This window comes from Chitinophaga ginsengisoli, assembly GCF_003014595.1.
GTDB lineage: Bacteria > Bacteroidota > Bacteroidia > Chitinophagales > Chitinophagaceae > Chitinophaga > Chitinophaga ginsengisoli.
In genome coordinates this window covers 207,841-234,509 of sequence record NZ_PYGK01000015.1, presented here as the reverse complement: position 1 = coordinate 234,509, position 26,669 = coordinate 207,841, and the positions used below count along the sequence as shown (strand labels likewise).

The following is a 26,669-nucleotide window of genomic DNA, read 5'->3' as shown; positions in this document are numbered from 1 at the left end:
CAGTGATTGCCTTATATGCGGTTTCTGTTCGTCAGACCGGGATTTTGCCGCCGACTTCCTTCAGATTCCACCTCACGGTGGACACCCTTGTCTTGGGCTAGCGATTCCTACTATCAAGGCTCGCGGAGGACTTACACCTCCTAGTTTATGAACATGCCAGGCGCACAACAATGGGACTCCTAACGGAGTCCTATCATGGTTTGTTAATGACGTATTGTTTCCGGGATTGCATTAGCTCCCCGGGGTTACATCTGCGCTACAATGGAACTCCTGGCGGAGTCCTGCTTATAACGCTATTGCAGCCAGTGCAGCCTCAGTTATTTTTATCAGTTGGATCTCCATGTGCAGTTTCACTTCATCACTCAGCACAATACTGCCTGCTTCAGTAGCTGCATTCCAGCGCAGACCGTAGTCAGCGCGATGCAGGCGTCCCTTAATGGAAAAGCCTTCTTTTTCCTGGCCATAAGGATCTGTCACGACACCGTTACGCACTACTTCCAGCTCAATGGCATGTGTATGTCCTTTGATGGTCAGGTCTCCCACCACCTTATAGTCTTCCTCGGTGATCTTTTTGATTTTTTTAGATACGAAAGTGATCTTTGGATGATGTGCAGTGTCAAAGAAATCGCCGCCTTTCAGGTGTTCATCCCTTTGTTTGTTCAGCGTGCTGATACTATCTGTAGCCGCTTCAAATTTGATTCGTGCATCATGAAAATCCTCGCTGTCGGTCTCAATACTTCCGGTGAACTGTGTAAAATATCCGCTCACGTTAGTGATCATCAGGTGCTTTACTTTGAATCCAATTTCGCTGTGTGATTCATCAATCTTCCAGTGTGTCATAACTTAGTCGTTTAAGGCATTGATTTAATACCCTAAAAGTAAGCAGCGATATTCGTTCAGTGGTTGCACAGAATTTTGTAAATGGTGGACAGATTTCGAAAAATCATTAAATAAATGTTAAAACGAAAAGGGCCGTCCGCCATAGCGAACTGCCCTTCTATCTTTAAAACGTTTATTATCTCAATAACACTAGCCTTCAAAACCTACATCTTCCAGCCAGTTACCGCTATCTGCAGCTTGCGTGGCCAGTTCGTCACAACGGTTATTCAACGGGTTCGTAGAGTGCCCTTTTACCCAGTTGAATTTCACCTGATGTTTCTTGAATGCAGGAATGAAACGCTGCCAGAGATCCTTGTTCTTCTTGTCTTTGAAACCGGTCTTTACCCAGCCCCATAGCCAGCCTTTCTCCACACTATTTACCACATACTGGCTGTCTGTAAAGATCTTGACATGCAGTCCATCTTTTTTCAGGGCTTCCAGACCTACGATCACGGCCATCAGTTCCATCCTGTTATTGGTGGTGAGACGGTATCCCTGCGATAATTCCTTGCGGACACTGTTCCACATCAGGATAACACCATAGCCACCAGGGCCCGGGTTACCACGGGAGGAACCATCCGTGTAAATAATAACTTCCGACATAGCGGGCAAAGATAAGGATTAAGCGCTATGCTTTTACACCTGGAAAACGCCTAAGCTAAATGTATCTTCCACAGGTGCATTATTTGCCGCTGCGATGCTTTCAGAAAGTATTTTACGTGTATCCAGCGGGTCTATGATCTCATCTACCCACAGGCGCGCTGCTGCGTAATAAGGAGTGGTCTGACTGTTATAACGGGCGGTGATCTCATTCAGCAGGCTCTTTTCCTGCTCTGGTGTGATCTCCTCACCTTTCGCTTTCAGGGATGCGACCTGTATCTGCAACAATGTCTTTGCAGCCTGTTCGCCGCCCATTACCGCGATCTTCGCATTAGGCCATGCAAAGATGAACCGGGGATCATAAGCTTTACCACACATGGCATAGTTACCTGCTCCGTAAGAATTACCAACGATCACCGTGAATTTTGGCACTACCGAGTTGGCCACTGCATTCACCAGTTTAGCGCCGTCTTTAATGATGCCGGCATGTTCACTGCGACTGCCCACCATAAAACCGGTCACATCCTGCAGGAATACCAGCGGTATCTTCTTCTGATTACAGTTCATGATGAAGCGGGCTGCCTTATCAGCGCTGTCATTGTAGATCACACCACCCATCTGCATCTCACCCTTTTTACTTTTGACCATCTTGCGCTGATTGGCCACAATACCTACGGCCCAGCCGTCAATACGGGCATACCCACAGAGGATGGTCTTGCCATAATCTTCCTTATACTGGTCAAACTCTGAACGGTCTACCAACCGATGGATGATCTCCAGCATATCATAGGGGCGGGTACTATCTTCAGGGATCATGCTGTACAATTCCGCAGGATCTTTCTCTGGTAAAGCGGGTGTAGCACGATTGAAACCTGCGCTGGCAGGATCACCGATCTTACTGACGATCTTTTTGATCTGATCGAGGCATTCCTCATCTGTATCAAACTTGTAGTCTGCAATACCAGAGATCTCCGTATGCGTCACCGCGCCACCCAATGTTTCCGCATCAACTGTTTCTCCGATAGCGGCCTTTACCAGGTAAGGGCCCGCCAGGAAAATAGAGCCGTTGCCTTCCACCATCAGCACTTCATCGCTCATAATAGGCAGGTAAGCGCCACCGGCTACACAGCTGCCCATTACCGCAGCGATCTGGGTAATGCCCATAGCGCTCATGCGTGCATTATTGCGGAAGATGCGGCCGAAATGTTCTTTATCGGGGAATATCTCATCCTGCATCGGCAGGTATACGCCTGCACTATCTACGAGGTAAATGATCGGCAGCCTGTTTTCCATGGCAATCTCCTGGAGACGCAGGTTTTTCTTTCCCGTCATGGGAAACCAGGCGCCTGCCTTTACGGTCATATCGTTGGCGACGATCATACACTGGCGACCGCTGATATAGCCAACGCCACCTACGGTACCAGCTGCAGGACAACCGCCATGTTCGGGATACATATCATAGGCCGCAAAGGCGCCTATTTCGAGAAATGGGGCATCTTTGTCCACCAGGTAGGCAATACGTTCACGTGGGGTTAATTTGCCTTTCTGACGGACTTTTTCGAGGTTCTTTTTGCCTCCTCCCTGTTCTACGACGGAGAGGCGCTGTTTCAAGGCGCTGAGAGATCTGCGCATTGCATCTTCGTTCCGGTTCATATCCAGTTGCTGTGCATCCATATGATTGTTTTTGGTTCCTGACCTTTATTGGCCATTACTAAAAATAAGGAAAAACAGCCCATGAATATTACGGGTCGCAGATATTTTTACGGGAATGTATTTACGGCTTAATAATCGCTTGAATTACCCTCTTGCGCCGGCGGTACTACCATGTTGGTAGAATCCACCTCGATCACTCTGCGGGCAGCAATAAAGCGTTTCTTGTAGTACTCGCTGTTGGTAATATCGACAATGTTCACCCCCTGGTTGCTGGAATGGATCATCAGCACTTTTCCGTTGTCTACTTTGTAAACACAGCCTACGTGGGCGATCCTTTTTTCCTTGGATTTGGTACTTCTTCTGCCAGCAAAGAACAACAGATCACCGGGGCTCCAGTCAGAAGGGGTAATGATATTCCCCAGAGAGCTCATATCAGCCGCTGTACGGGGCAGGGTCATACCGATCACGGAGAAACCAAACTTCATCAATCCGCTGCAATCAAAGGCAAAAGGCCCGATAGCACCACGGATATATGGTTTACCCAATTCGGATTCCAGCACAGCCATCAGCTGCTTGATGTTGGTCTTAAGACCGGAAGTATCGTATGTATTGAGGGTAATGTCGGAATTAGGAAAATACAAACTGTCTGGCAGCGGTGGTGGCGTCACCTCTTTATGGTGAGCAACCGCCTTGTGGGCAGTTGTCTTCTTATGATAGGCAGTATGTTTCTTTACTGGTGCGTGCTTAACTGGCTTTTTCTTTACTTGCGCGCCCGCAGTGGCAATGCTGGCGACGGATATGATTATCGGCAATAACTTCTTCACAATAACAAGGTTTTAATCAAATGTCCCCGCCCCCACCTCCGAGTATTTGAAGTCCTCAACAGATAAGGAACGGATCATCTTGAAAGCTCTCAATGTTGTATCTGGCTTAGGTATACCTTCCCCTTCTTGCAGGAAGGAAAACACTTTATGCTCCACCAGGTTTCCCTCACTGGTGATTTTTACCTGCAGCAAAGGTGCGATATTATTGGGATATTTTAAATTGAATTGCTTATAAGTTGCAAAATTTCCTAAGCTGTAAGCAATTAATTTTCCTTTATATGTCTCCATACCCCTTACCACATGGGGCCCGGAGCCGATTACCAGGTCTGCGCCTTCCTGTATACACATATGTGAAAAATGCCTTACATCTCCCCTGTTTTGTCCATAGAAGAACTCCCGGCCTTTAGGCGTATGCATACGGCCTGAGCCTTCCCCACCTCCGTGAAAGAACACAACCAGCAACTGACAAAGTGGACGTACCTCAGCAATAGTCGCCTTTACCAGGGAGTCGTCATTCATGTCCAGACAATTACTGTGAGGCGCAAAAGAGACAAAGCCAACACGGGTATTCCTGATGGTGAGGGTATCGAAACGGTGCTGCGGTACACCACTGGTCTTTATATGATTGCTGTCCAGGAATGCCAGCGTATGTTTCACACCAGACATACCAAAGTCGTATGAATGATTATTGGCCAGGTTCACGTACTCAAAACCTGCTTCCTTATACCACATCGCGCATTTATAGGGCGTACGGAATGCGAAACACTGGGTAGAGTTGGTACCACAGTTCTTGAACACTTTAGCACTGTCAGATACAACACTTTCCAGATTGCCGATACGCAGGTCTGTTTGTTGTAAAAGCGGCATCGCATATTGCAGGATATTTCCTTCTTCTTCCGTTGGCAGGAAAGAAGCCGCGGGGTATGATGAACCTACCATCATATCGCCCACTATAGAAAAACTGATGGTGTCTGGTAAAGTATCTGTAATGTTATGGGTTGCAAAAGCTTTATTGCCTGCCAGTGAATATGCATTGGTACTCCCTAGTCCTCCGGTGTCAACTGCCGGTCTGAAAGAACCGGACTTAAACAACGACATATCTCTCCGGTTCCCGGATAGCATGTATGCCATTGAAAAGAAAATGACAATATTGAAAGAAAACAAATAAATGCTCTTTTTGGCACGCTTAGGCATACAGTAGATAATATATTAAAATTGAAATTCAGTCGCTTAATAAACAATAATGCTGTCCAAGGGGGAACAATAAGATAATCAGCACTGCCTCTTTTTACATTCACGAACCGTCCCTTAGGGGTTTACGGCGACAAATATATAGTAATCCTTCTGTATTTTACAATAAGCATGCCGGTCCTGATAACCCAGAACCGGCATGCATTTGAATAGATGACTCTGTTACAAGCAGTTATTTCACAAAAGAAAGTGTGATTTTCTTTCCACTTTTCACTATCGTGATCCAATATACGCCCGACGGCAGTCCGGATACGTTCACACTGTTACCAGACAGGCGGTTCCTGATCTTCATCCTACCCATCATATCCGTTACCGTTACATCAGCGCCGCTGAGATCATCGGGACCTTTTACATACAGCGTGTTAGCTACAGGGTTAGGATATAATGTCAATCCTTTCAGCATATACTTGCTGGCCTGCGCTGTCTGTGCTGTTGTTACTGCGGATGGTGCAGCGCCTGTAGCAATGATCCGTAAAGAACTTGTCAGGTCATTGAAATTCTGGCTTACCAGGCAATTGAGATCAGTAGAAGTGGTGACAGAAGTACCCGCAAAATTGTCGTGTTCATAGAGGATCACCTGGTACCCGCTGCTCACTTTCAGAGATGATATCGCATCATTGGATATACCTCTTGCCTGCAGTTGCGTCACTGTATAATCACCTGCTTCCAGGCTGATGACATCACCCGTATAGTTGCAGTCTTTAAAGAAGCTGGCGCCTGCCGTATAGTTAACGATCAGCGAAGAAACACTGTCATTCCAGGCACCACCTATCCAGGAGCTGTTACCGGACACAGTCCAGCTTTCACCCTGGTAATTATCATTCTTAAACAGCCTTACCTGGTACCCTGCAGGAATAGCAAAAGCAGTAATATCATTATTGAGGATGCCTTTTGCCACCAAAGCATCGGTATTATAACTACCAACGGTCAATCCCCAGTAACTGCCACCGTAATTGATATCCTTGTAGAAGTAGGACTGATCCAGCATAGCGGCCGCTTCTATCACTTTCACACCGCTCAGTTGCGTAGCGTAATCTGTACTGCCAGATGGCTGCTGTGACCATACCGTACCTACCAGGTTCGTAGAAGGATTGATACCACTGGTCTTTAAGGTCTGTGCATTAAAACGGATCGCTTCATTATAACGCGCTCTCGTTTCTGCAGGTATATTTCCTTCACGTGCCAGCTGGGCAAGATAGCGGATGAAGATCCCTTTAAAAAGACCACCATCACCTCCTCCTGTTTCGTTGGCAAAGAACATACCATTAGTACGCCTGCTGTTCATAGCATATTCCGCCGTCTTAACGGCATCATTGAGATAATTCACATCGCCGGTTATTTTGTATAATTCCCAGCCTGCGCCAATGAAAGTGCCGACATTGTAAGAGAAGATCCAGTCCTTATTGGTAACACCGGTATTCAGATTGATATTATCCCATACAGCGCCTGTAACCGGATCCACCAGGTTGGCTTTCATAAAGGTGTAGATATTCTTTATTAATTGCAGATCTGCAGCGGAGTTGGTGTGGCGGTACATTCTCGCACCCAATATAATCGCCGGTGCGTTGGCGCAGGAATTTTTACATCCGGCACAACCTTTATTCCAGTCGATAGCGCCGTTGCTGTAACCGCCTTTAATATCTGTCCACAGTGCACTGGCCACATTGTAATAGTCAACATCTCCTGTTTCATAATAAGCCCGTAGCGTGGCTATACCCATCCAATCCATGTCGTCATAGAAGTAATTGATGTAGGTATTGCCATTGAAACTTTTGACACCGAGCAACAATGATTTCATACGTGTCTTATAAGTCTCTGAACGCGTACGCACATAGCCGTCCAGCAAGGCATCCACACCATTGGCGCACCACCAGTAATTCTCATTAGGTACGCCAAAATTGTTGTACATACTGGTCTGTAATGCTTCTGCTGTTGCATTAAAATTGGCCAGCTGGCCTGCACTGTTGAATTGTAAGCACAGTACCAGGACTGCCACCTGTAAAAGTGTTTTCATGTTTAAATGGTTTTGAATTTTGAAGGATGAGGAATTGATGTAAATGGTTTTGAGAAATTGTGAGTGACCTGTTAACGTGAAACGTCAGGCAGCATGATCGATGCATGCTACCGGAAAAATATGCCTGCAAAGCCTGGCTACCGGCATAGAGACGCCATTGACCTTACGGACCGTAATTAACTAAACATATGTAATTGGAGGGGACGGGAGACCTTGCTACTATCTGTGTCGTCACACAGATCATGGCCGCTTTGCTATGCAAAACTGCCATACGGGTTAGCAGATGTTTCATTTTAAGGGTTTTATGTAATGAATACAATGAACCCTGGATGAACTACAGCGTACTAAAAGTATCTAAATGTTTTAAATAAAGCAAGGGGGCTACGCAATAAATTTGTCTTGCTTAAATCAGATCTATCTCATAGCGTTCTTCCGTTAGCTGCAGGCCCCACATTGGCATATGTTTCTCCCCTGACTTACGGAAGCCATTCTTCTTAAACAATGTCGTTGCTGGCACCTGCTGCGCAGTGGTGATCAGGTAGATCTTCTGGAACAGCTTCTCTTTCGCGGCATTGATCGCTTCCGTCAGCAGGCGTTGTCCGATACCCAGTCCGCGGTAATCAGGATGAACCAGGAACCAGCGCATCTGTGTAGCATAACGGGAGTGTCCCAGCACGGCGATAGAACCGATGATCTGGTTACCATGCATGGCCAGGAATACCTGGTCTTTGGAAGAGTTATACGCTTCCAGGAACTCATAGAAGGTCTTGCAGATATGCGCCTCATAATCGAGGTTATACCCTGCTTCCTTTGCATACAGGGAGCCGTGCATATGCATGATAAACCCGGCATCACCTGGCTGGAGGTCACGCCTGAAAGTAATATCATCCGCAGAGATCTTAGCGTCGTCAGAGAGGATATGCCTTACCGTTTTCATGGCTCCCGCCAGGGCCAGTTGCTGTTCTGTGCCCAGGGGTTCCAGCAGCTGGGAAACTTGCTGTGCGGATCCTTCTTCCAGTATCTCCAGCAGTTTGCGCCCTTTAGGGGTCAGCTGCAGATACCAGGTGCGGCCATCCATGGTAGACTTACGTTTGGAAATAAGCTGATTCGTTTCAAAGGTCTTCAGGATGCGGCTGAGATATCCGCCGTCTATACCCAGGTTTGCAATCAGTTTACCCGCAGTGCATTGATCTTCTTCCTCTCTTAATTTTACCAGTACACGTAAGCCTGATAATGATAGATTATTGTCCGCTAAGTGCCTGTTTAACAATTCCGCCAGGCTATTGTAATAATTATTGAATTCACTAACCTCCCGCACCACTTCTGGATTCACTGACATGTCCCTTAAATTTTCCGCAAATGTCAAAAATCTGTTTGACAAAAGCAATTAAAAAACAGCGGCATTTACCCACACTGGATAAATGCCGCTGTTAAGATATTCAGACTCTTTATTTTATAGTCGCCCGTACCGCGGTTACTTCTCCCACAGAAACGGTGCTGGCCTTATTGCCGAAGCTATTTCTGACGTAAGACAATATATCGGCGATCTCCTGGTCTTTCAGGGCCGCCTGTGAAGGCATCGGGTTGGTGAAATAGTCCCCGTTGATCTCCACGTCTTCGTTTAGGCCGTTCAGTAATATGCCAATCAATCTTTTCTTGTCGCCCAGCACATACTCTGTCTTTACCAGCGGTGGATTCATACGGGGTACGCCCGTTCCGTTTTCCTGGTGACAGGTCATACAGTACTGCTTGTACAATACCTTCCCTTTTGCTATCTGTGCTGCGCCGCCGCCAGCTTGTTTTGCTGCTGCCGGTTTTGTAGCCGGTTTCTTTACCTGTGCGCCGACCGACAATACACCCATCATCAATGGCATTGCTGCCAGTATCCATTTTCTCATGCTTATTTAGTCTTATATACGATCCTGTAAACAGTTCCTTTCACATCATCCGTTACATACAGTGACCCATCAGGTCCCTGTGCCAGTCCGCAGGGACGGTGCGCGGCATCACCAGGCGATTTTACCGGGCCCGGACCTGCAAATCCATCTGCAAACACTTCCCATTTGCCGGAAGGTTTGCCATCTTTAAACGGCACAAATACTACAAAGAAGCCCGCCTGGTTCTCAGGAGAGCGGTTCCATGACCCGTGGAAGGCAACAAAAGCGCCGTTACGGTATCTTTCAGGGAACTGGGTACCTGTATAGAACAGCAGTCCATTAGGCGCCATATGACCCGGGAAAGCCACTACAGGATCTTCTGCATTATCACCACCAGTCTTTTTGCCGTCGCCACCATATTCAGGCGCCAGCATCTTTTTATGCTGATTCTGATCGTAATAGATGTAAGGCCAGCCACAATCGGATCCCTGTTTCAGGGCATACATACATTCCGCAGGCAGGTCGGCCGACTGCTTTTCAGTATACAGGCTCGGGAACAGATCGTGCAACTGATCACGACCATGCTGCATCACGAACAGCTGGTTCTGGGACTTATTCCAGTCCAGGCCTACCACGTTCCGCAGACCGGTAGCATAGCGTACGCCATCGCCATAGGTCTGGTTCAGTTTATTGGCTTTGAACTGCCAGATACCGGCAGCTGAATCCAGTATCGGACAAGGCTGCATACCCATAGAACCTGCGGTCCTATCCTGGGTCTGACAGGAGTTGGAATAGGCGCCGATATTAACATAGATGTTGCCATTATCGTCCAGCACGATCGACTTAGACTCGTGTTGTCTGCGGTTAATCAGACCGGTCACCACCAGCTCCGGATGTTCAGGGTCTATTACCTGTTGCTGTGCATCCAGTTTATAGCGGTAGATATCTTCATTGGAAGTGGCATACAGGTAATCTCCTTTCACATAGATCCCTGTTCCACCGTAGCCGCCAAAGCCGGTCTTCTTATCGATCTTACCGTCTCCGTTCGTATCCTGGAGGTAAAGGATACCGTTGTTGTTCTTTGCCCTGTCCAGTTTGATATAGATACCGCCATTATTTGTTACGGTGATATGACGGGTCCTGCCCAGGCTGTCGGCTACCTTTAAAGCCCCGAAACCGGCAGGTAGTTTCAATCCGGCATTGTTAGCATCCGGTTTAACGTTGTTGGCGCCGGGTTTGTCCGGACCGCCCGCAAATACGGAAGAGGTGATGGCTGTCATTGCCATGGCAACTATCAGACACACCTTTGTCTTTTGCATCAGCATATGGTAATTGGGTTTTATGAATAAAGCCACGGGGAAATTACGAAAACTAACAGGGAAAGTAGGCAGGAATTGTATGAAAGGCGGGATGCCCTTACTATTTTTTAAGATGGTTGCTATATTTGTTTCCGAAGAAACCAGTCTTATGAGTGCTACGCCACTGTCCGATCTGCATCAGCTTATTTTAAAACATGTCCTGAAAAGGATCCATCTTTCTGCGCAAGAACAGGAACACTTCTGCACCTTCCTCACGGTACGCAAGCTGCTGCCGAGGCAGTACCTCCTGCAACAAGGGGAAATATGCAAGTATGAAAGCTACGTGTGCTCGGGTTTCCTTCGTTCCTTTTATGTAGATGATAATGGAGATGAACATACGCTTCACTTCGCCATGGAAGATTGGTGGATCAGTGATTCCAGCAGCTTCATCCCGCAAACACCCTCCAGGATCAATATCATCGCCCAGGAAGCGACTGTTGTCTTACAGATAGACAGGCAAGGTATTGAACAGCTTTTCACCGATATCCCAGCCTTCGAAAAGTTCTGGCGGATATTGAATCAACAGGCTATGATCTCTCAGGATCAGCGGATTCTAAATTCGATATCAATGACAGGTGCAGAACGGTATGAGGCGTTAATAAAGAAATATCCGACATTGGAGCAACGATTGCCGCAGAAGCATATAGCGTCGTTCCTGGGGATTACGCCAGTGTTTTTGAGTCAGATCAGGAAGGGCGGGAAGCGGTGAGGCAATTACTTAATAAAACTGCTTTAGAGTTGAGAAAGTCATCATCGTCATAATTCCCATGAATACATATGCCCAACTCCAGCTTGTAAATAAAAACAGGAAAAAGAAGCAGGTCATTGACATGACGATCACGCCAACCTGATTAGATGATGTTGTATTATTTAAAATATACTCTTTATTCATTGTTACAAACCATTCAATAGGTTCTTCCAGTCAGCAGCATCTGCTGCGTTCTTTCGAAGGATTGCCTGTTGCTGCCCATCAATCAGGAAAATTAGTACCTTCCCCTCCCATTTTAATCTCACCTGCGCCTTCCTTACTTTTATCTCCTTTCTCCTAAATATTGAATTATTTACAAAACTCAGATGCACGTCATCCTTCTCAATACCAATTACCAACAGCTCAAACCTGTTCAGATAAAATATACAAATCAGGGAACAAAGCATTAATACCATGCTAATAAAATACAGATAGCCCCTTACAACAGGAAATATCAAAAACAAGACGAGTGTAAGCAAACCAACGCCGATCGCCATTGTTATGATCATTCTGTTTAATAAAACCGCTTTACATTTAATAGTCATATAGTTATAAGGTTAAAATTTATTCCTCACGATATTCTTGTTTCCTGTTACCCCAAATATCAAGTACAACAGAATATAAATAATCCCCAAGATTCAGAAAGATCCAATTCAGGGCCCCCATGATAATTCCGAAGAACGGAATTAAAAGGATTGCTATAAAAAAACCCTGCACTCCATAAAAAGGTTTTCCGTTGGCATGTATTGGTGTTATTCCTAACAGGGAAAGCACCGCAACAATCAGCATAAAAGGTAAAATTGCAAAGGTATAGGCAAAAAACAAGCGCTTAAATGGAAACCTTTTTCTGTTCATGTTTTAATATTTTTCTCAAAAATTATTTGGGGCGTTATCATCCGTTCCCGGGGGATCACCATTCCGTTTCCCAGGGGTTGCCCCCCGCTACAATCAATGGGACTCCTAAAGGAGTCCTATTGCCGCGGATGATTACGTTATGACGTTACCGCATTCGTATTCATAGGTAATCCCCGGACCTCTTCTATTTTCAGAGCGGCCATTCCGTTTCCCAGGGTCGCGCCCAGGGCGGCTCCTCGGAGCCGATCGAATGGAATGATGACCCTCATTTTCAATACACGATATTAAATAATTTTAGACCAATATTAAATTAACGACTGATGAACCATATTCCATTAAACAATTTTAACCCCAAATATTAAATTAGTTATACGTCCCTCTCCCCCTCTCCATCTGATCTTTGTGTTCTAATAAATCAATCTATGAACACAAATACAGACATACTATTCCAGCCAATAAAATTAGGGAACCATACCTTAAAAAACAGATTCACCGTCGCTCCCATGACACGCAGAAGCGCTTCCAAAGAAGGTATTCCCACAGCAGAAATGACCGACTACTATGCCGCCTTTGCCAAAGGAGGCTTCAGCCTTATCATCACGGAAGGCACTTATACTGACAATCTTTTCAGCAAAGCTGACGATCATCAACCGGGCCTTGTCACCCATGAACAGGTAGAAGGCTGGAAAAAGGTAACGGACAAAGTACATCAGGAAGACCCCAACGCGCTCATCATCCTTCAGCTGATGCACGGAGGCGCACTATCCCAACATACAGACAAGACGATCGCTCCTTCTGCCATACAGCCCAAAGGCCTCCGGAACACAGAACCCGGAGGTCTGACGGGCCCTTTTCCTCTCCCCTCCGCGATGAGCAAAAAGGACCTGCAGGAAGCAAAGGACGGCTTTGCACAAACAGCCATCAGGGCCTTAATAGCCGGATTTGACGGGGTAGAAATACACGCCGCCAACGGCTATCTTTTAGACCAGTTCATCACCCCTCACACGAATGTAAGAGAAGATGAATACGGAGGGAGTTATCAAAACAGGCTAAGATTCCCGATAGAAGTATTCACCGCCATAAAAGCGGCTGTCCCGAAAGATTTCATTGTTGGCATACGTTTCTCCGAAAGCAAAGTAAACGATCTTACCTACAGATGGCCTGGCGGCTCAGCAACAGCAAAGGAGATATTCGACATACTAAAGGGCCTGGATGTCAGCTACATTCACATCGCCTCCGAGGGTGGAAACTGGACAAGGGAATCACTGTACGATGACGGCACATCCTCCAATAGCATCGCAAAGAAGATCACGGGAAAGCCGGTCATTGTAAACGGCGGCATGCACGATACGGCATTGGCCACAAGATTAATATCAAGTGACGAAGCAGACCTGATCTCCATCGGCAGAACAGCCATCGCCAACCCTGACCTTCCGGAAAAAATAAAGAATGGAGTCACACCGACCCCATTCTTCAAAGAATTAATCAGAGATAGCCTGACCCTGGCGCACACCAAACAGCTGCTCCAAAAGGCCGGTAACAAAACACAGGTAGCACAAGCACCACAAGCTCCACAAGTACCACAATAATCCAAAGCCGGCTACCTCCCATTGGGTAGGCGTAGCAGGAAGTACTATACAGTGCCTTCAAGACGCGTGATACGATTGACGAAGCCCAATAGCATTCCCAATCCCTCCACGCCCCACACGCCGCCAAATCGACATTCTGAAGAGCGTTTTGCAGCACAGTATAGTACTTCCTGCGGATGCCGCCCCTATCAAGCGGATTCGCAGAAACGGTAAACTAATACCCCGGATTCTGCACCAACTTATTATTCCTATTCATCTCATCCCTTTGCAAAGGCATAAAATACATCTTATCCAGCCAGATCCTGTTCTCATTCACCAGGGTCACCGGCGTATAAGTATAGTCATAACTATTCTCATCATGCCGATAGAGCGTCACTTTCACATTAGGCTTCAGCTTCCCGACTACATTAATCCCGCGAAGCGCACGTCCAACAGTCGCCGGCGCCACCATCCAACGGCGCACATCAAAGAACCGCTGCTCTTCGAACACCATCTCGATCTCCTTCTCCCGCTGTAAACGAGCCTCCAGCGCCGCTCCTGACTCAGTAATCGCCGGCATACCTGCACGGGTGCGAATCTGATTCAGATACTTCCGCGTCTCATCCTCCTCGCCAAGTTTCATACACGCCTCCGCATAGTTAAACAGTACTTCTGTATACCGGAAGAAAGGATACGGCACCTCCTGACGGAAATACTGTGCATCGATAGCTGGATCAATGAACTTCTTCATGTAGTAACCGGTAAAGCTACCATTCCAGTTCTCCACTGGTCCCTGACGCGTATCCAGGCCCGGTGCATTGATCGTCTGTGAATGCTCCGCATCCCACACCTCATAAATCCCCGTCTGCGCCTGATTAGCCGGATCTTTGGCAGCAACATCAGAAGGACGCTGACGCCAGTTAGCGCCATCATACAGGATGCTGGCGTAAAAACGTGGATCACGGTTTAAGTAGGGTTTCGCCTTATGCATAGGATTGCTCCAGTTAAAAGGCGTACCATCTGCCATTTCATAGTCGTCGATCAGCAGCTGGGTAGGCGTATTGCCCGACCAGTTATGGTACCCGTTCAAGCCGTTATACAACCCGATCTGGCCACCAGCCTCTGACTTCGCATTCACAAAGTAACGGGAGAAGATACTTTCGGAATTATCGGCCAGGAACATTTTCTGATAGTTAGTGCTCGCCTCTTCAGGAGTCGCAGGCGTAGCGAATGCCAGTGTATAACGATTCAGATTCATTACCGCCAGGGCAGCTGCTTTAGCGCGTCTCCAGCGTGCAGCACGATCGCCACTGGTATAACCTAACACCTCATGTGTTGCTACAGTCGCAATCACCGGCGCCTTTGTACTGGCAGTAGGAAAATCATACAGATCACTGGCTGCATAGATCAATATGCGTGATTTTAGCGCAAGTGCTCCCCCTTCAGTAGCACGGCCTTTTACCGTAATGTTTTCCTTGCCTTGCAGTAAGGTCGCTGCGGAATCACAATCACGTACAATATGCTCCACACAATCAGAGAAAGAGTTACGGGCAATCGTATAATCCTTGTCAGAAAGCGTATACACTGTGTCTATCAGTGGCACACCACCATAAGCACGTACCAGCTGATGATAGAAATAAGCACGGAGGAAGTATACTTCTCCCCTCATGCGATCTCCAACCGCTGTTCTATTAAAAGGTGCATTCCCTATACTCTGAAAGAATACATTACATGCACGGATACGCTTGTACATGTCATCCCACTGGAAGGTACCGCGGTTGTTCACGTATTCAGCATCCGTCGGACTGATCGTAGCTTCGCCCATATTCTTCATACCGTAGTTATGGGTGAACATGGTTTCGTCAGTAGCAGAAGATAACATCGTTTCGAGGAAACCACCGCTGCTAAGACCATTATAAATTTCGTTTACAAATGCTTCTGCCAATGCCTGGTCCTGCCATACATCATCCTTGGTAGCTTCCCCTAAGGGCTTTGTATTCAGGAAATCAGTATTACAGGCCGCAACCGTCAAAGCGCCCGCCATACCGATACCAATGTATATTTTCTTAAGTAGTTGTTTCATGATACTGCTGATTAAAAAGTTAAATTGAAACCTGCATTCAATACCCTTGACTGCGGATAATACTGACCATTACCACTCACTGATTCCGGATCAAGGATCTTCAGATTGTCCAGGGTAAACAAGTTCAGACAGTTGGCATATAACCTCAGATTGGTAATACCGCTTCTCTTCTTCAGGAAATCAGGTATGCTGTAACCAATTTCCAGGTTCTTCAGACGTACATAATTGGTACTGCGGATCCAATACGTATTACCTGTTGCCCAATAGGTATCATTACGGTCATTTACACGTGGGTGCTCGCTGTTAGGATTATCAGGGCTCCAGCGGTGATCATAATAATCTTTGGTAAAGTTGCCGATCTCACCGGATTCAGTATTGATATGCAATGCACCACCGGTAGCTCCCTGCACGAGGATCGCCATATCAAAGTTGCTGTATTGCAGGTTCACATTCAGACCACCAGTGAAGGTTGGCTGGTTGCTCTTTCCATAGCGGATCTTATCATCACCGTTGATCTTTCCGTTACCATCAATGTCCTTAAACTTCATATCGCCTGGACGCAGATTGTTGGTCAGCGCGGTATAGTCAATAGTGTTCTTGTCTATTTCAGCATAGTCTTTGAATACGCCATCATATTCATAATACAGGTTCGTATTCATCGGTTTGCCGGTAGAACGCTGCCAGGCCGGAGCACCAGGTGCTTCATCCCAGAAAACGATCTTGTTCTTCGAATAACCGCCATTCACGCTAACGTCATAACGGAATTTAGTACCGATATTATTATTGTAGCCTACGCGGAATTCAAAACCTTTATTGTCTACCTTACCGATATTCTCAGCAGGCAGGGTCATACCTGTTGTCTGCGGAACGGATGCATTCCTTCTTACCAGGATGCCGGAACGTTTGTTCATAAACGCATCCAGTTCGAAGTAGATCTTACCATTCAGCAGGGCGCCATCCAGACCTACGTTATAGTTGTTGGCTACTTCCCATGTGATGTATGGGTTAGGTATACGTGCTTCATAGAGTGATTTTACCACATTGCCTCCCAGTATATAACTGCCGAAGCCATAGGTGGAATAATACTGGTATTCCTGCAGCGTGAGTGTACCATCTCCGTTGTCGTCGAAGTATACCTGGTCATTACCCAGTTTACCCCATGACGCACGCAGTTTCAGGTAACTCATGAACTTTACGTTCTCTTTGAAGAAATTCTCTTCAGAGATACGCCAGCCCAACATCAGACCAGGGAAGAAACCAAAACGGGAATTGCTGGGGAACATATAAGATCCATCATTCCGCCATACAAACTCTGCCAGGTATTTCTCTTTATAGTTGTAAGCTACACGACCGAAATAGTTCAGACGGGCACGGTCCCAGGCACTACCACCATTATCTTTCTCTGCATCGCCACCGGCAAACAGCTGGTCGATCAAAGGAGAGATGAAGTATTTGCGGAGTGCATTGAAAGATTCAGATTTGACAGTCTCCCGTTCTATACCAAATACGAAGTTCAGTGTATGGTTCTTGTTGAAGGTACGGTCGTAAGTCAACAGGCCACGCAACAGCACGTTGGTCTGATCTTCATTGCCCTGGTTAAGGTTAGCCTGGTCTGTACCCCTTTTACCTTTTACGAGCAAAGGTGTTTTGCCATCCTGCTCAAATGTTTTTTTGTCCCATGTATACAGGTACCAGGGTGTCTGCCACCGCTTTGTGCCTTTGATATATTTGTCGAATGCCACGTTACCGCTCAGTTTCAGACCATCCACACCAGGGACTGATACATCCAGTTTGGCGCTGCTCTGTACATAGTAACGTTTATCCCTATCATATCCTGTCTCGCCTGTAGTGATCACTACAGGGTTGTTACCGTACTCGATGTCCGGACCAGGCAAACCATTAGGCCAGAAGGCTGGTTCAGTAGGTTTACCACGCATCAGCATACGGAAGATGTCACCGGCAGAGCGGGTAGGATAATTACGTTCTTCCTGGCGACCCAACATGTCTACGCTAACGTTTACGTACTTGTTGATCTTTCCGTCGAGGTTGACACGCAGGCTATACTGATCGTAACCGGTAGCAGATTTTTTATAGTAAGCATCCTGCGACTGGTAACCGAAGGAGGTCATATAACGCATGTTTTCATTGCCACCAGACACTTGTACACTATGATTGGATTGTGGCGACCATGTCTTAAAAGTAGATTTATACCAGTCTGTATTCGGATACAGCCATGGGTCCGTACTGTTGCGGTATTTATCTATCTCTGCGAGACCGAAAGCCTCGTCCCATTTCTTGTTGGTGGTAGGCGAAGTATAGGTGCCGCCTTGTTTATATACCCCCCAGGCAGTTGCCCATTCTCTTCCAGGTACATCACGGTAGAGGCTCAGCTCATCCCTCAGTTGCGCATATTCTGCAGCGCTGGACATTTTGGGGATGTGCGTAGGCTGTGACCAGCCCTGGTTGAAGGAATATGACAACTGTGGTTTACCGCTCTTACCGCGTTTGGTTGTTACGAGGATAACGCCATTGGCTGCACGCGCACCATAGATGGCGGCAGAAGCATCTTTCAGTACAGAAATGCTTTCAATGTCCTGTGGGTTCAAACGCTCCAGACCACCGGTTCGACCAGCCACGCCATCTATTACGATCAGCGGGTCGTTGTTACCCAGAGTATTGGAACCACGGATGCGGAGAGATGAGCCGTCAGCACCGGGCTCACCGCTGTTCTGCATGGCAGTCACACCCGGCATACGTCCGGCAATGGAGTTGGACAGGTTGGTAGCAGGCGACTTGACAAGATCAGCACCTTTTACAGTAGCAATGGAGCCGGATACGGCTTCTCTTTTCTGCGCACCATAACCTACTACCACCACCTCACTGAGGCCTTTGGTATCGGCATCCAGCGTTACGTTCAATGGTGCGTTGCCATTAACAGTAAGCGTCTGTGATAGGAAACCGATTGCAGATATAGTCACCTGAGCGCCATTTGCGACGCTCAACGAAAAAGAGCCGTCGGGTTGTGTAGTAGTTCCTTTGGAAGTCCCCACCACTTTGATAGTGGCGCCTATTACCGGCTCTTTATTTTTATCGACGATTTTTCCTTTTAAGATAATGTCCTGTCGGATTGAAAATGAGGTTGAATAGCCATCCGCAACAGCCATAAGCGGATATAAGGCGGGCAAAAAAAGCAGTAGGGTGAATTTCATGTGCAATAGTGTTGACTGCCAGGCACAACGATGCCTGACCTTCAACAGGTCTACATTTTTCATACGTTTAATTTGAAAGTGGTTTAAAAAAGGCGAACTCCTCGCTGGATTTTGGTTTACGACCGAAAATGCAATAACATCTCGGTCCTTAGACGCTACTGGTTGTCATCATCATTAAAACGTGATTTTTGCTAGTTAAAGAATATATGGTAGTGGGTTCAATAGCTCAATACAACTACATAGGTTTTCAATTTACATAGTATGCAGCTTGATTTTCATAACGATTACTTTGATTACTTTCCTCAACGTGTCAATTTCACACCTAAAATAGAAAAAATAATCCAAGATTTATATTTCTTTTAACATACTGCGATATTATCGGAGTGAAAATATGTATGCCTGAACGACATTAACCTACAGAAAACACCTGTTTACCGCTAAGTATACCCGCTGCCAGAGCCAGCTGACCTGAAAACATTACCTTAGGTAGATTAAAATAGTGAACAATGGAAAAAGCACTGGTAAAACTTTCTTTCCGACAGATCATTGACATGCATGCGCGGACCTCCTTTGAAAAGGACGTGTTCCAGGAAAGCTATAATGAATTCCTCCTACAGGTACAGGCCTACAACCGGGAGCAGCAATTCACCACCTGGGAACAGGTACGGGCCGCCAATCCAAAAGCCGGGTCGCTAAATTATAAAGTGGGGTTTTCAATCGGATTATTTGTGAAAGGATTACAGCAACAGATCCCGGGACTGAGCGATAACCTGGGAAATCCTGTTGCCTTTGAGGCCCACCGCTTTGAGATCATGAGTGCTGATATTACTAATAAGGCCGCTCATAAGGTATCGATCGTATATACAACTGGCACGCTTACACTGTTCGGTGCTTTGGGCGAATACATGCTGCTGGCGGCTGGCGACCAGCTAAACAATCCGGACCAACAGGAAGTGCAGACATTCATGCTGAAACTACAGCCATTATTGTCTGTATCGGCTTGCGTGTTACAGGGATTACCTCAACGTCCCCGGGGTTTTGCAACCCCGTGCTACAAACAATAAGGCTAACGGAGCCTATCGACGTTTTGTTTCCCGTTTATTGTCGTTCGGGGGAGATTGTGTGTTTCGGGGCTAATCGCGTATCCCCGGGGTTTACAACCCCGCGCTACAAACAATAAGGCTCCTAACGGAGCCTATCGACGTTTTGTTTCCCGCGTTATTCTTATCATCCTTTTAAGACATTAAAAACGTTTATCGTCATCGTCCTGATAAGCATGCCGGCTATATAATAAGAGGAAGAGCGGAAGTAGCAGAGAGGCGCCGACCGCCATCCCATACTGAAACCGAAGCTACTTAGCGGGAATAACTTACCCCCATGGTAAAACAACCTATATCAAAAGTAAATTACAGGAACCTACATCAATAGTCCTGTACAAAAGTGATGGAAGTAATGCTGAAAGGATTGCCCTTCGCCACAAGATAAAGATCGTGTATCCCAAAGGAGTACTTGGGGTTGCCGGTTAACTTTAGTGCATAGGTCGTATCTCCCGTAAAGGGAATCTTCAGCGTACCAATACGTCTGCTTTTCTTTCCCTTCGGACGATCGATCCGGAATTCAAGACGGCCGTTCTTCTTCTCCTTATTCTGGCAGAATACAACCACTTTAAATCCTATTTCACCCATACCGAGATTTACCTGTCCGAAGCCCAGATAACTGCCCGATTTCATTTTAAATTCTGTTTCAAAATTGCCTTTTTTCACCGGGCCTGGCGGGACTACCGCACCAGCCGGAGCTGGCTCCGTAGACGGAGGTGCAGTTGCCGACTGTCCCCTGGCAATCATTTGCACAATTATGAAAAAAAGACATAGGATAGGCCTCATAACAAATATGGTAGGTCGGCGTCTTTTTTAACGGAAGCCATACCAGTGTCCAAAATACTAATTAGGTCGAAAAATTACGCAAATTTATATTAAAAATTACAATAATAATATATCCTGATACCCAATATGTTAAAGCAAGGCTGTTTGCATAATGCTGGAAATAGTAATGGCCCCCAACGGGAGCCATTTCTGTGCGTAGTTAACGCCGGAAAAGTTCTTTTATTGTGTCTTATTGTTGTGTTTCCGGAATAATAATATGGAATGCGGCCCCCTGTTGCTCCACACCGAATGCCTGGATATCGCCATTGTGGATGTCCATGATCTTCCGGCAGAGCGCCAGACCGATACCTGTCCCTTCGAATTTCTCCTTCTGGTTCAGCCGCTGGAAAATGACAAACAGTTTATCCGCATAGGCCTGGTTGAACCCGATGCCATTGTCTGCTACAATGATCCGGTAATAGGTAGGGCCGACTGTCAGTGAAGGCAGCTCCTTCATTTCTGTATCTGAGATCTTATTGGCCGTGATCGTTATCCGGGCATCGCCATTAGTGCCGGAAAATTTCAGGGCATTCCCGATCAGGTTATAGAATAACTGGTTCATCTGCAAAGGCACAGCGTCTATGACCGGCAGTTCATCCACATCGATCTTCGCATTCTTATCCTTGATCAGCAGTTCGAAATCTTCTATTACATTGGTAACGATCTGGTTGAGGTCCACCGGCAGGAAAGCATTCTCTCCAAGCTCCAGCCTGGAATAGGCGATCAGGTCCCTGATCAGGTCCGACATACGGATAGCCGACTGTTTCACCTTACGCAGGTAGAGCGCCGTATCTATCTTGCTGCTACCAGGCTTCACGCTTTCCAGCATGTCGGCAAACAGGCGGATCTTACGTAATGGCTCCTGGAGATCATGGGAAGTAATGAAAACAAACTGCTCCAGTTCATGGTTCCGCTTGGACAGGTTTGCATTGGCATCTTCCAGGGCAATGGTCCTTTCCCTTACCTTCCTTTCCAGGGCATCTTCCACCATCTTCTGGTCGTCAATATCTGTACAGGCGCCGATAAAGCCAATAAATTCATCCTGGGAATTGATACGGGGAATGCCCGAACAGGCCAGCCAGTGATAAGTACCGTCATGGCGTTTCAGGCGGAACTCTGCATAGAAATTCTTCCTGTCGCGGGAAGACCGGCTGAAATTGATCTTCCATTTATCAATATCCTCAGGGTGCATAATATCGTACCACCCATTGTTCTTATTCTGTTCAAGCGTACGTCCGGTATATTTCTGCCATCCCTTGTTAAAGAAGGAGAAGGAACCATCTTTTTCTGCGATCCAGATCATTGCCGGCGCTGTATCTGCAATCATACGGAAGTAGGCCTCACTTTGCTGCAAATGCAACTGGGCCTGTTTTCTTTCTGTGATATCCAGCGCTACTCCAATCACTCTTTTTGCGATGCCTTCGTCGTCATAGATTCCCTGACCAGTGGCTGCAATCCAATGGATGGAACTATCCGGCCACTTGATACGGTATTCCTCCGCATAAAGTACGTGGTTTTCCAATGCCTGTTGCAATGCATCGGCAACACGTTGTACGTCTTCCGGGAGTACGAGGGACAACAGTTTTTCGTATGTCACCTGGGCCTGCGAAGACAGTCCAAAATTGGTCCTGAACTGTTCATTACAATACATGACACCTGTAGACAGTTCCAGTTCCCAGGAACCCAGCCTACCAGTCTGCATCGCGAAATTCAGCCGGTTGTTCGCCTCCTGCAGGTGTTTTTCAAACTGCTTATTTTCAGTAGTGTCTGTCACCACGCCCAGCACACGGATGGCGGTACCGTTTTCATCAAAATAAACCTGCGCTTTGCAGGAGATCCAGTTCACTTTATCGTCTGCCAGGTTGATGCGGAAGTCTACATTGATAGCACCATTCTCTCTACCCGCCAGAGCGGCTGCTATACGGCCCTGTACACCCGATGCATCCGCAGGGTGAATGGCCTTGATAAAATTATCAAATTCCATCGGTGAGGAAGAGGTGATACCAAAGAGTTCCCGGCTTCTGTCAGACAGGAACAGCTCTCTCGACAAGGGATTGAAATCCCAGGTGCCGGTCTTGGTACCCTCCAGTGCCAGGCGAAGCCTTTCTTCATTAGTACGCACTATTTCCTGTTTACGGGCAATACGCTCTCTGGCCTCTCTCACTTCAGTAACATCTTCTATGGCGATGAGGATCAGTTCTTCTTTCAGGTCCTGCGAGGTAATCAGCTGACCATTCATCATGATGGTTCTCGGCCCGTTGGAAGAAGTTTTATAAGTTAATTCGTAACTAGCGAAGGGCGTCCGGGACGTCAGCAGGTTTTCCATCAGCGCACGCAGGTCTGAGGTATTCCATTGCTTGCTTCCCATTTCATACAACAGCTTTCCTTCCGTCTCCTTTCGTTCCATCTTGAAACTGCGATAGAAAGAAGCATTGGCACTTACCACGCGGATATTCGTGTCGAGGATCAGCAGTGATTCATGTACAGTGTTCACGATGGACTCTGCATACAAGCGGGCATTGTTCAACTGGTTATTCCTTTCCAGCAGATCATTGTTGCGGGTACTGAGTTCATCATTGATCACCTGCAGTTCTTCCTGCGATACTTCCAGTTCTTCATTCAGGCTTTTCAGCTCTTCATTGGCAGACTGGAGTTCCTCGTTGGTAGCTTCATAGGCTTCTGCAACAGCACGTAACTCTTCCTTATAACGTTGTACTTCTTTTTCCAGCTGTTGGATGCGCAGGTTCTTTTCATCTGTTGTTTCGGGCACCTCAGCTTTTTTGACGCTGAGCTCCCCGCCAGTCAGTTCATGTTGCGGCTGCTGATTAAAGATCACCAGGTAGTAGCTTCCATGCAGGTTGCTGATAGGTACTACTTCGAATGAAACATGGAGTGTTGCATTCCCTGTGGTGATTGTCAGGCCATCTTTTCGCACATTCCTTCTGACAGATTGCGCGTGGTTAAGCGCGCTCCTGAGACTATGTACCAGGTCTTTGTGGGCCAGTTTGAAAATATTCAGGCTGGCTCTACCCGGCCCATGTTCAAAAAACTGCATGGTAACACCTCTGAACTCAATAATATCGAACTTCTCATTGAGCAATACTGCAGACGGTGCATACATCGAAAGTATAATACTGTCGGCGGCTTTCTGAGCATCGATATTGTCATCCCTCTCCTGATCAAAGCTTGGTGTCATATGCTTTATTTTTTTATTAGTCGGGAACGCATTTTTCAGCGTCCATTTATCTACATTCTTTTTGAGATAGATCTTCGTTTTCTTCGAGGGCATTTCAAATAGGTCGGGAGATCTGTTGGTTTCTGATTTACCCAGCCAGAGAAAACCATGATCTGTCAGCGCATAATTGAATATGCTCAGCATTTTTTTCTGCAGTACCGGTTGCATATAAATAAGCACGTTACGGCAACTGATCAGGTGTAGCTTGGCAAAAGGAGGATCGGTCAGCATGTTGTGGCAGGCAAATACGCATGCGTCTCTTATGGTGGCTGATATTTGGTAACCTTGTTCACCTTCTGCAAAAAACTGTGTCAATCGCGTGGCTGATACTCCTGCTACCTGCGCCTTGGTATAGATTGCTTTACGCGCAGTAGCAATAACGGCTTCTGAAAGGTCTGTTGCAAAGATCTTCACTTTGTTGGAAAAGTGCCGATCTCCCATTATTTCATAAAGGCAGATGGCGATGGAATAAGCTTCTTCTCCGGTAGCACATCCTGCTACCCATATGCGCACCTGTTCTTTCTTTTCGTGGGCCTGATTTACTACCTGCGGCAGTATAAACCGTTGTAAATATTCAAAACTGCCCCCGTCACGAAAAAAGGAAGATACGTGTATCAGCAGGTCTGCATAAACTATATTTTGTTCGCTTTCGTTGTCTTTTATGAACGTAAGGTATTCTTCAAATTCCTGAATATTCACAAGTGACATTCTCCGCTGCAGCCTCCTGGTGATAGTGGATAGCTTATATTGCAGAAAGTCTACGCCCGAAAATTCTGACAGGACTGCTAAAATACTTTTCAATGCAGCATTGGAAACCGGACCAGGTCGTCTCTTGTTTACTTCCCCTTCAGTATATATATCCGACATACAGCTTTTCTTTATGTCATGTTTTTATTAACCAATATGTCTAAAACTGCTAAAGATATATAAAAATTAAATCCCCTCAATTCAGGCTCTTTCCTATTCTAAGGTGTTTTAGCAGGAACCGTGCAATATCTGCCGGAGGAAGGATCGCATGTGGATCATCTTTACTAATGGCGCTTTGCGGCAGGATATTAAAGTCCGTCGTATCCGGGTCCTGTACAATGACCAGCCCGTGACAGTCTTCAATCTCCCTGATGCCTTCAATACCATCGTTGCCCATTCCCGACAGGATCACCCCGATGCCATTTTCCCGGTAGGCCTTCGCCATGGATTTGAAGAAGATATCGATGGATTTATTAATAATCTCCCTTGTATAACGCCTCCGTACTCTCAGATAGCCCTCTTCGACTATCATCATCCTGTCTTCTGCAAGTACATATACATGGTCAGTTTCCAGCTTTATATCATCTTCCACCTTATGTACAGGCATACTGGTAAACTTTTCGAGGATACTGCTGAATTGACTTTTATAGTCTCTGTCAAGATGGGGAATCACGACAAAGGCTGCGCCTGTTTTTTCCACAAGTTGTTGAAAAAACTCACATGCAGGTCCCAGACCGCCGGCCGAACACCCGATCCCAATACAAAACAATGGCCGTTGCCTGACATCTTGCATAAGATATGGTTTAAAATACAGATCATGTTAAAAAGCAAACTGGTCAAATATCGGGCCATGGGGATGGGAAAAAGCAAGCCCTGACGGGGAGTCCGGGATATAAAAAAGGGATGATACATGGTGGTGTATCATCCCTTTAAGTATAACTTTTATTATTTTGATTCTTTCAGCACCATATCGATGGTGATAGCACCTGCTACGATCGCCATCTTATTGATATCTTCCGGACAATCCTTCGCTATGGTAACACGGTACTTATCTGCTGTAGTAAATACTTCCTTGAAAGCACCCGCCCACTTTTTATTGATAGCGCCCAGCTCTTTTTCATTCTTGTCAATAATCTGGAAATTCCAGGCTTTCCAGTCACCCTTGATCTCCGCCAGTACTTCACCATTGGTATCCAGAATATGGAACAGCGGCTTCATAAATTTGAATTTCTGTTTGATGCCGCCCACGACAACACCATTCATATCACGGATCTCGATCTTCGACATCCAGAATGTCCAGCCACGGTGGATAGAGGCCACCACCTGCTCATTGGCATCCACAATATTCAATGTGAACGGGAAGATCCTTTTATCAAGCAAAAGACGCAGGAATTTATGCAGCAAAGGTACTTCCTGACGGATGTTACCGATCTGCTGACCGTCCTGGTTAAATACTTTATACGCATTTGCAAACTTCAGCAAGCCTACCTTCTCGTCTATAAAATAATCATCGCAGTGAAAGAATTCGGGTAATTTCGTTTGTCCCATGAGGTTTTATCAAGTTGGTTATAGAATGGGCACAAATATATACAAATATTCATGAATATCAGGATGTTTTGCTATTTTTCCTGACTGATTTTTATACAATAGCGACAATCCCGTAACTTGCAGGCATCGCCATTCATGTTAACGAATATGGAACAACAAACTAAACCCGCCCCCAGGAAGAATATTGTTAAATGGATCAAGCGTATCGGTTTCTGGGGTTTCATCTTCTTCCTGCTCAAAGGTTTGCTGTGGCTGGCCCTCGGCTACTATGTTTTTAAATAGGGACCTCCACATGACA

The 26,669-nt window shown here is 46.4% G+C and carries 21 protein-coding genes; 4 read left to right on the top strand and 17 right to left on the bottom strand.

The annotated features are described in order from the left end of the window. Nucleotides 1-285 precede the first annotated feature (285 nt). The 9 genes from CLV42_RS27250 to CLV42_RS27210 all read right to left on the bottom strand — a co-directional run bounded on the left by CLV42_RS27250 (nucleotide 286) and on the right by CLV42_RS27210 (nucleotide 10,417). Nucleotides 286-840 (bottom strand): YceI family protein, encoded by a 555-nt coding sequence (locus tag CLV42_RS27250; RefSeq protein WP_106605101.1) that lies wholly within the window; start codon nucleotides 838-840, stop codon nucleotides 286-288. A 189-nt stretch (nucleotides 841-1,029) separates the two neighbouring features. Next, complete coding sequence (rnhA, locus tag CLV42_RS27245; protein ID WP_106605100.1) at nucleotides 1,030-1,482, bottom strand: ribonuclease HI; 453 nt, start codon at nucleotides 1,480-1,482, stop codon at nucleotides 1,030-1,032. 33 nt (nucleotides 1,483-1,515) lie between these two features. Continuing rightward, nucleotides 1,516-3,153 (bottom strand): acyl-CoA carboxylase subunit beta, encoded by a 1,638-nt coding sequence (locus CLV42_RS27240; RefSeq protein ID WP_106605099.1) that lies wholly within the window; start codon nucleotides 3,151-3,153, stop codon nucleotides 1,516-1,518. Nucleotides 3,154-3,260: 107 nt separating this feature from the next. Beyond that, on the bottom strand, nucleotides 3,261-3,956 hold the full coding sequence (locus tag CLV42_RS27235) for a C40 family peptidase (RefSeq protein WP_106605098.1): 696 nt from the start codon (nucleotides 3,954-3,956) through the stop codon (nucleotides 3,261-3,263). Nucleotides 3,957-3,968: 12 nt separating this feature from the next. After that, nucleotides 3,969-5,054, bottom strand: coding sequence for a CapA family protein (locus CLV42_RS27230; protein ID WP_170117674.1), 1,086 nt, complete (start codon nucleotides 5,052-5,054; stop codon nucleotides 3,969-3,971). A gap of 325 nt (nucleotides 5,055-5,379) precedes the next feature. Beyond that, nucleotides 5,380-7,221, bottom strand: a complete 1,842-nt coding sequence (locus tag CLV42_RS27225; protein ID WP_106605096.1) for a glycoside hydrolase family 76 protein — start codon at nucleotides 7,219-7,221, stop codon at nucleotides 5,380-5,382. 403 nt (nucleotides 7,222-7,624) lie between these two features. After that, nucleotides 7,625-8,560, bottom strand: a complete 936-nt coding sequence (locus tag CLV42_RS27220) for a bifunctional helix-turn-helix transcriptional regulator/GNAT family N-acetyltransferase (RefSeq protein WP_106605095.1) — start codon at nucleotides 8,558-8,560, stop codon at nucleotides 7,625-7,627. 109 nt (nucleotides 8,561-8,669) lie between these two features. Further along, the gene (locus CLV42_RS27215) at nucleotides 8,670-9,119 is read right to left on the bottom strand and encodes a c-type cytochrome (protein WP_106605094.1); all 450 of its coding nucleotides are present in this window, start codon (nucleotides 9,117-9,119) and stop codon (nucleotides 8,670-8,672) included. Between the two features lie 2 nt (nucleotides 9,120-9,121). Next, nucleotides 9,122-10,417, bottom strand: coding sequence for a PQQ-dependent sugar dehydrogenase (locus tag CLV42_RS27210; RefSeq protein ID WP_245901745.1), 1,296 nt, complete (start codon nucleotides 10,415-10,417; stop codon nucleotides 9,122-9,124). Between the two features lie 22 nt (nucleotides 10,418-10,439). Between CLV42_RS27210 and CLV42_RS27205 the strand changes: the two genes are divergently transcribed. Next, nucleotides 10,440-11,165: a Crp/Fnr family transcriptional regulator gene (locus CLV42_RS27205; RefSeq protein ID WP_245901744.1), complete on the top strand. Its 726-nt coding sequence runs from the start codon at nucleotides 10,440-10,442 to the stop codon at nucleotides 11,163-11,165. 185 nt (nucleotides 11,166-11,350) lie between these two features. Here the strand turns inward: CLV42_RS27205 and CLV42_RS27200 are convergent, their stop codons facing one another. After that, nucleotides 11,351-11,713: a hypothetical protein gene (locus CLV42_RS27200; protein ID WP_146154492.1), complete on the bottom strand. Its 363-nt coding sequence runs from the start codon at nucleotides 11,711-11,713 to the stop codon at nucleotides 11,351-11,353. A gap of 55 nt (nucleotides 11,714-11,768) precedes the next feature. After that, on the bottom strand, nucleotides 11,769-12,059 hold the full coding sequence (locus tag CLV42_RS27195) for a hypothetical protein (protein ID WP_106605091.1): 291 nt from the start codon (nucleotides 12,057-12,059) through the stop codon (nucleotides 11,769-11,771). Nucleotides 12,060-12,481: 422 nt separating this feature from the next. Between CLV42_RS27195 and CLV42_RS27190 the strand changes: the two genes are divergently transcribed. Beyond that, complete coding sequence (locus CLV42_RS27190) at nucleotides 12,482-13,648, top strand: oxidoreductase (protein WP_106605090.1); 1,167 nt, start codon at nucleotides 12,482-12,484, stop codon at nucleotides 13,646-13,648. A 214-nt stretch (nucleotides 13,649-13,862) separates the two neighbouring features. Here the strand turns inward: CLV42_RS27190 and CLV42_RS27185 are convergent, their stop codons facing one another. Both CLV42_RS27185 and CLV42_RS27180 read right to left on the bottom strand, forming a co-directional pair. Then, a complete protein-coding gene (locus CLV42_RS27185) occupies nucleotides 13,863-15,710 on the bottom strand; it encodes a RagB/SusD family nutrient uptake outer membrane protein (protein ID WP_106605089.1) in 1,848 nt (615 codons plus the stop codon). A gap of 11 nt (nucleotides 15,711-15,721) precedes the next feature. Continuing rightward, nucleotides 15,722-18,982, bottom strand: coding sequence for a SusC/RagA family TonB-linked outer membrane protein (locus CLV42_RS27180; RefSeq protein ID WP_106605088.1), 3,261 nt, complete (start codon nucleotides 18,980-18,982; stop codon nucleotides 15,722-15,724). Between the two features lie 443 nt (nucleotides 18,983-19,425). On the opposite strand from CLV42_RS27180, the gene CLV42_RS27175 reads away from it, so the two are divergent. Beyond that, the gene (locus CLV42_RS27175; RefSeq protein ID WP_106605087.1) at nucleotides 19,426-19,983 is read left to right on the top strand and encodes a hypothetical protein; all 558 of its coding nucleotides are present in this window, start codon (nucleotides 19,426-19,428) and stop codon (nucleotides 19,981-19,983) included. 357 nt (nucleotides 19,984-20,340) lie between these two features. Here CLV42_RS27175 and CLV42_RS27170 read toward each other — a convergent pair whose 3' ends face one another. The 4 genes from CLV42_RS27170 to CLV42_RS27155 form a co-directional block, all read right to left on the bottom strand. Then, entirely contained in the window at nucleotides 20,341-20,763 is a 423-nt protein-coding gene (locus CLV42_RS27170) for a carbohydrate-binding protein (protein ID WP_170117673.1), read from the bottom strand. A 268-nt stretch (nucleotides 20,764-21,031) separates the two neighbouring features. Next, the gene (locus CLV42_RS27165) at nucleotides 21,032-24,943 is read right to left on the bottom strand and encodes a CheR family methyltransferase (RefSeq protein WP_106605085.1); all 3,912 of its coding nucleotides are present in this window, start codon (nucleotides 24,941-24,943) and stop codon (nucleotides 21,032-21,034) included. Nucleotides 24,944-25,019: 76 nt separating this feature from the next. Continuing rightward, nucleotides 25,020-25,616: a chemotaxis protein CheB gene (locus tag CLV42_RS27160; protein WP_106605084.1), complete on the bottom strand. Its 597-nt coding sequence runs from the start codon at nucleotides 25,614-25,616 to the stop codon at nucleotides 25,020-25,022. Nucleotides 25,617-25,768: 152 nt separating this feature from the next. Further along, nucleotides 25,769-26,371, bottom strand: a complete 603-nt coding sequence (locus CLV42_RS27155) for a phospholipid scramblase-related protein (protein WP_106605083.1) — start codon at nucleotides 26,369-26,371, stop codon at nucleotides 25,769-25,771. A gap of 147 nt (nucleotides 26,372-26,518) precedes the next feature. On the opposite strand from CLV42_RS27155, the gene CLV42_RS27150 reads away from it, so the two are divergent. Further along, the gene (locus CLV42_RS27150; protein WP_106605082.1) at nucleotides 26,519-26,653 is read left to right on the top strand and encodes an alanyl-tRNA synthetase; all 135 of its coding nucleotides are present in this window, start codon (nucleotides 26,519-26,521) and stop codon (nucleotides 26,651-26,653) included. The last annotated feature ends 16 nt before the right edge of the window (nucleotides 26,654-26,669 follow it).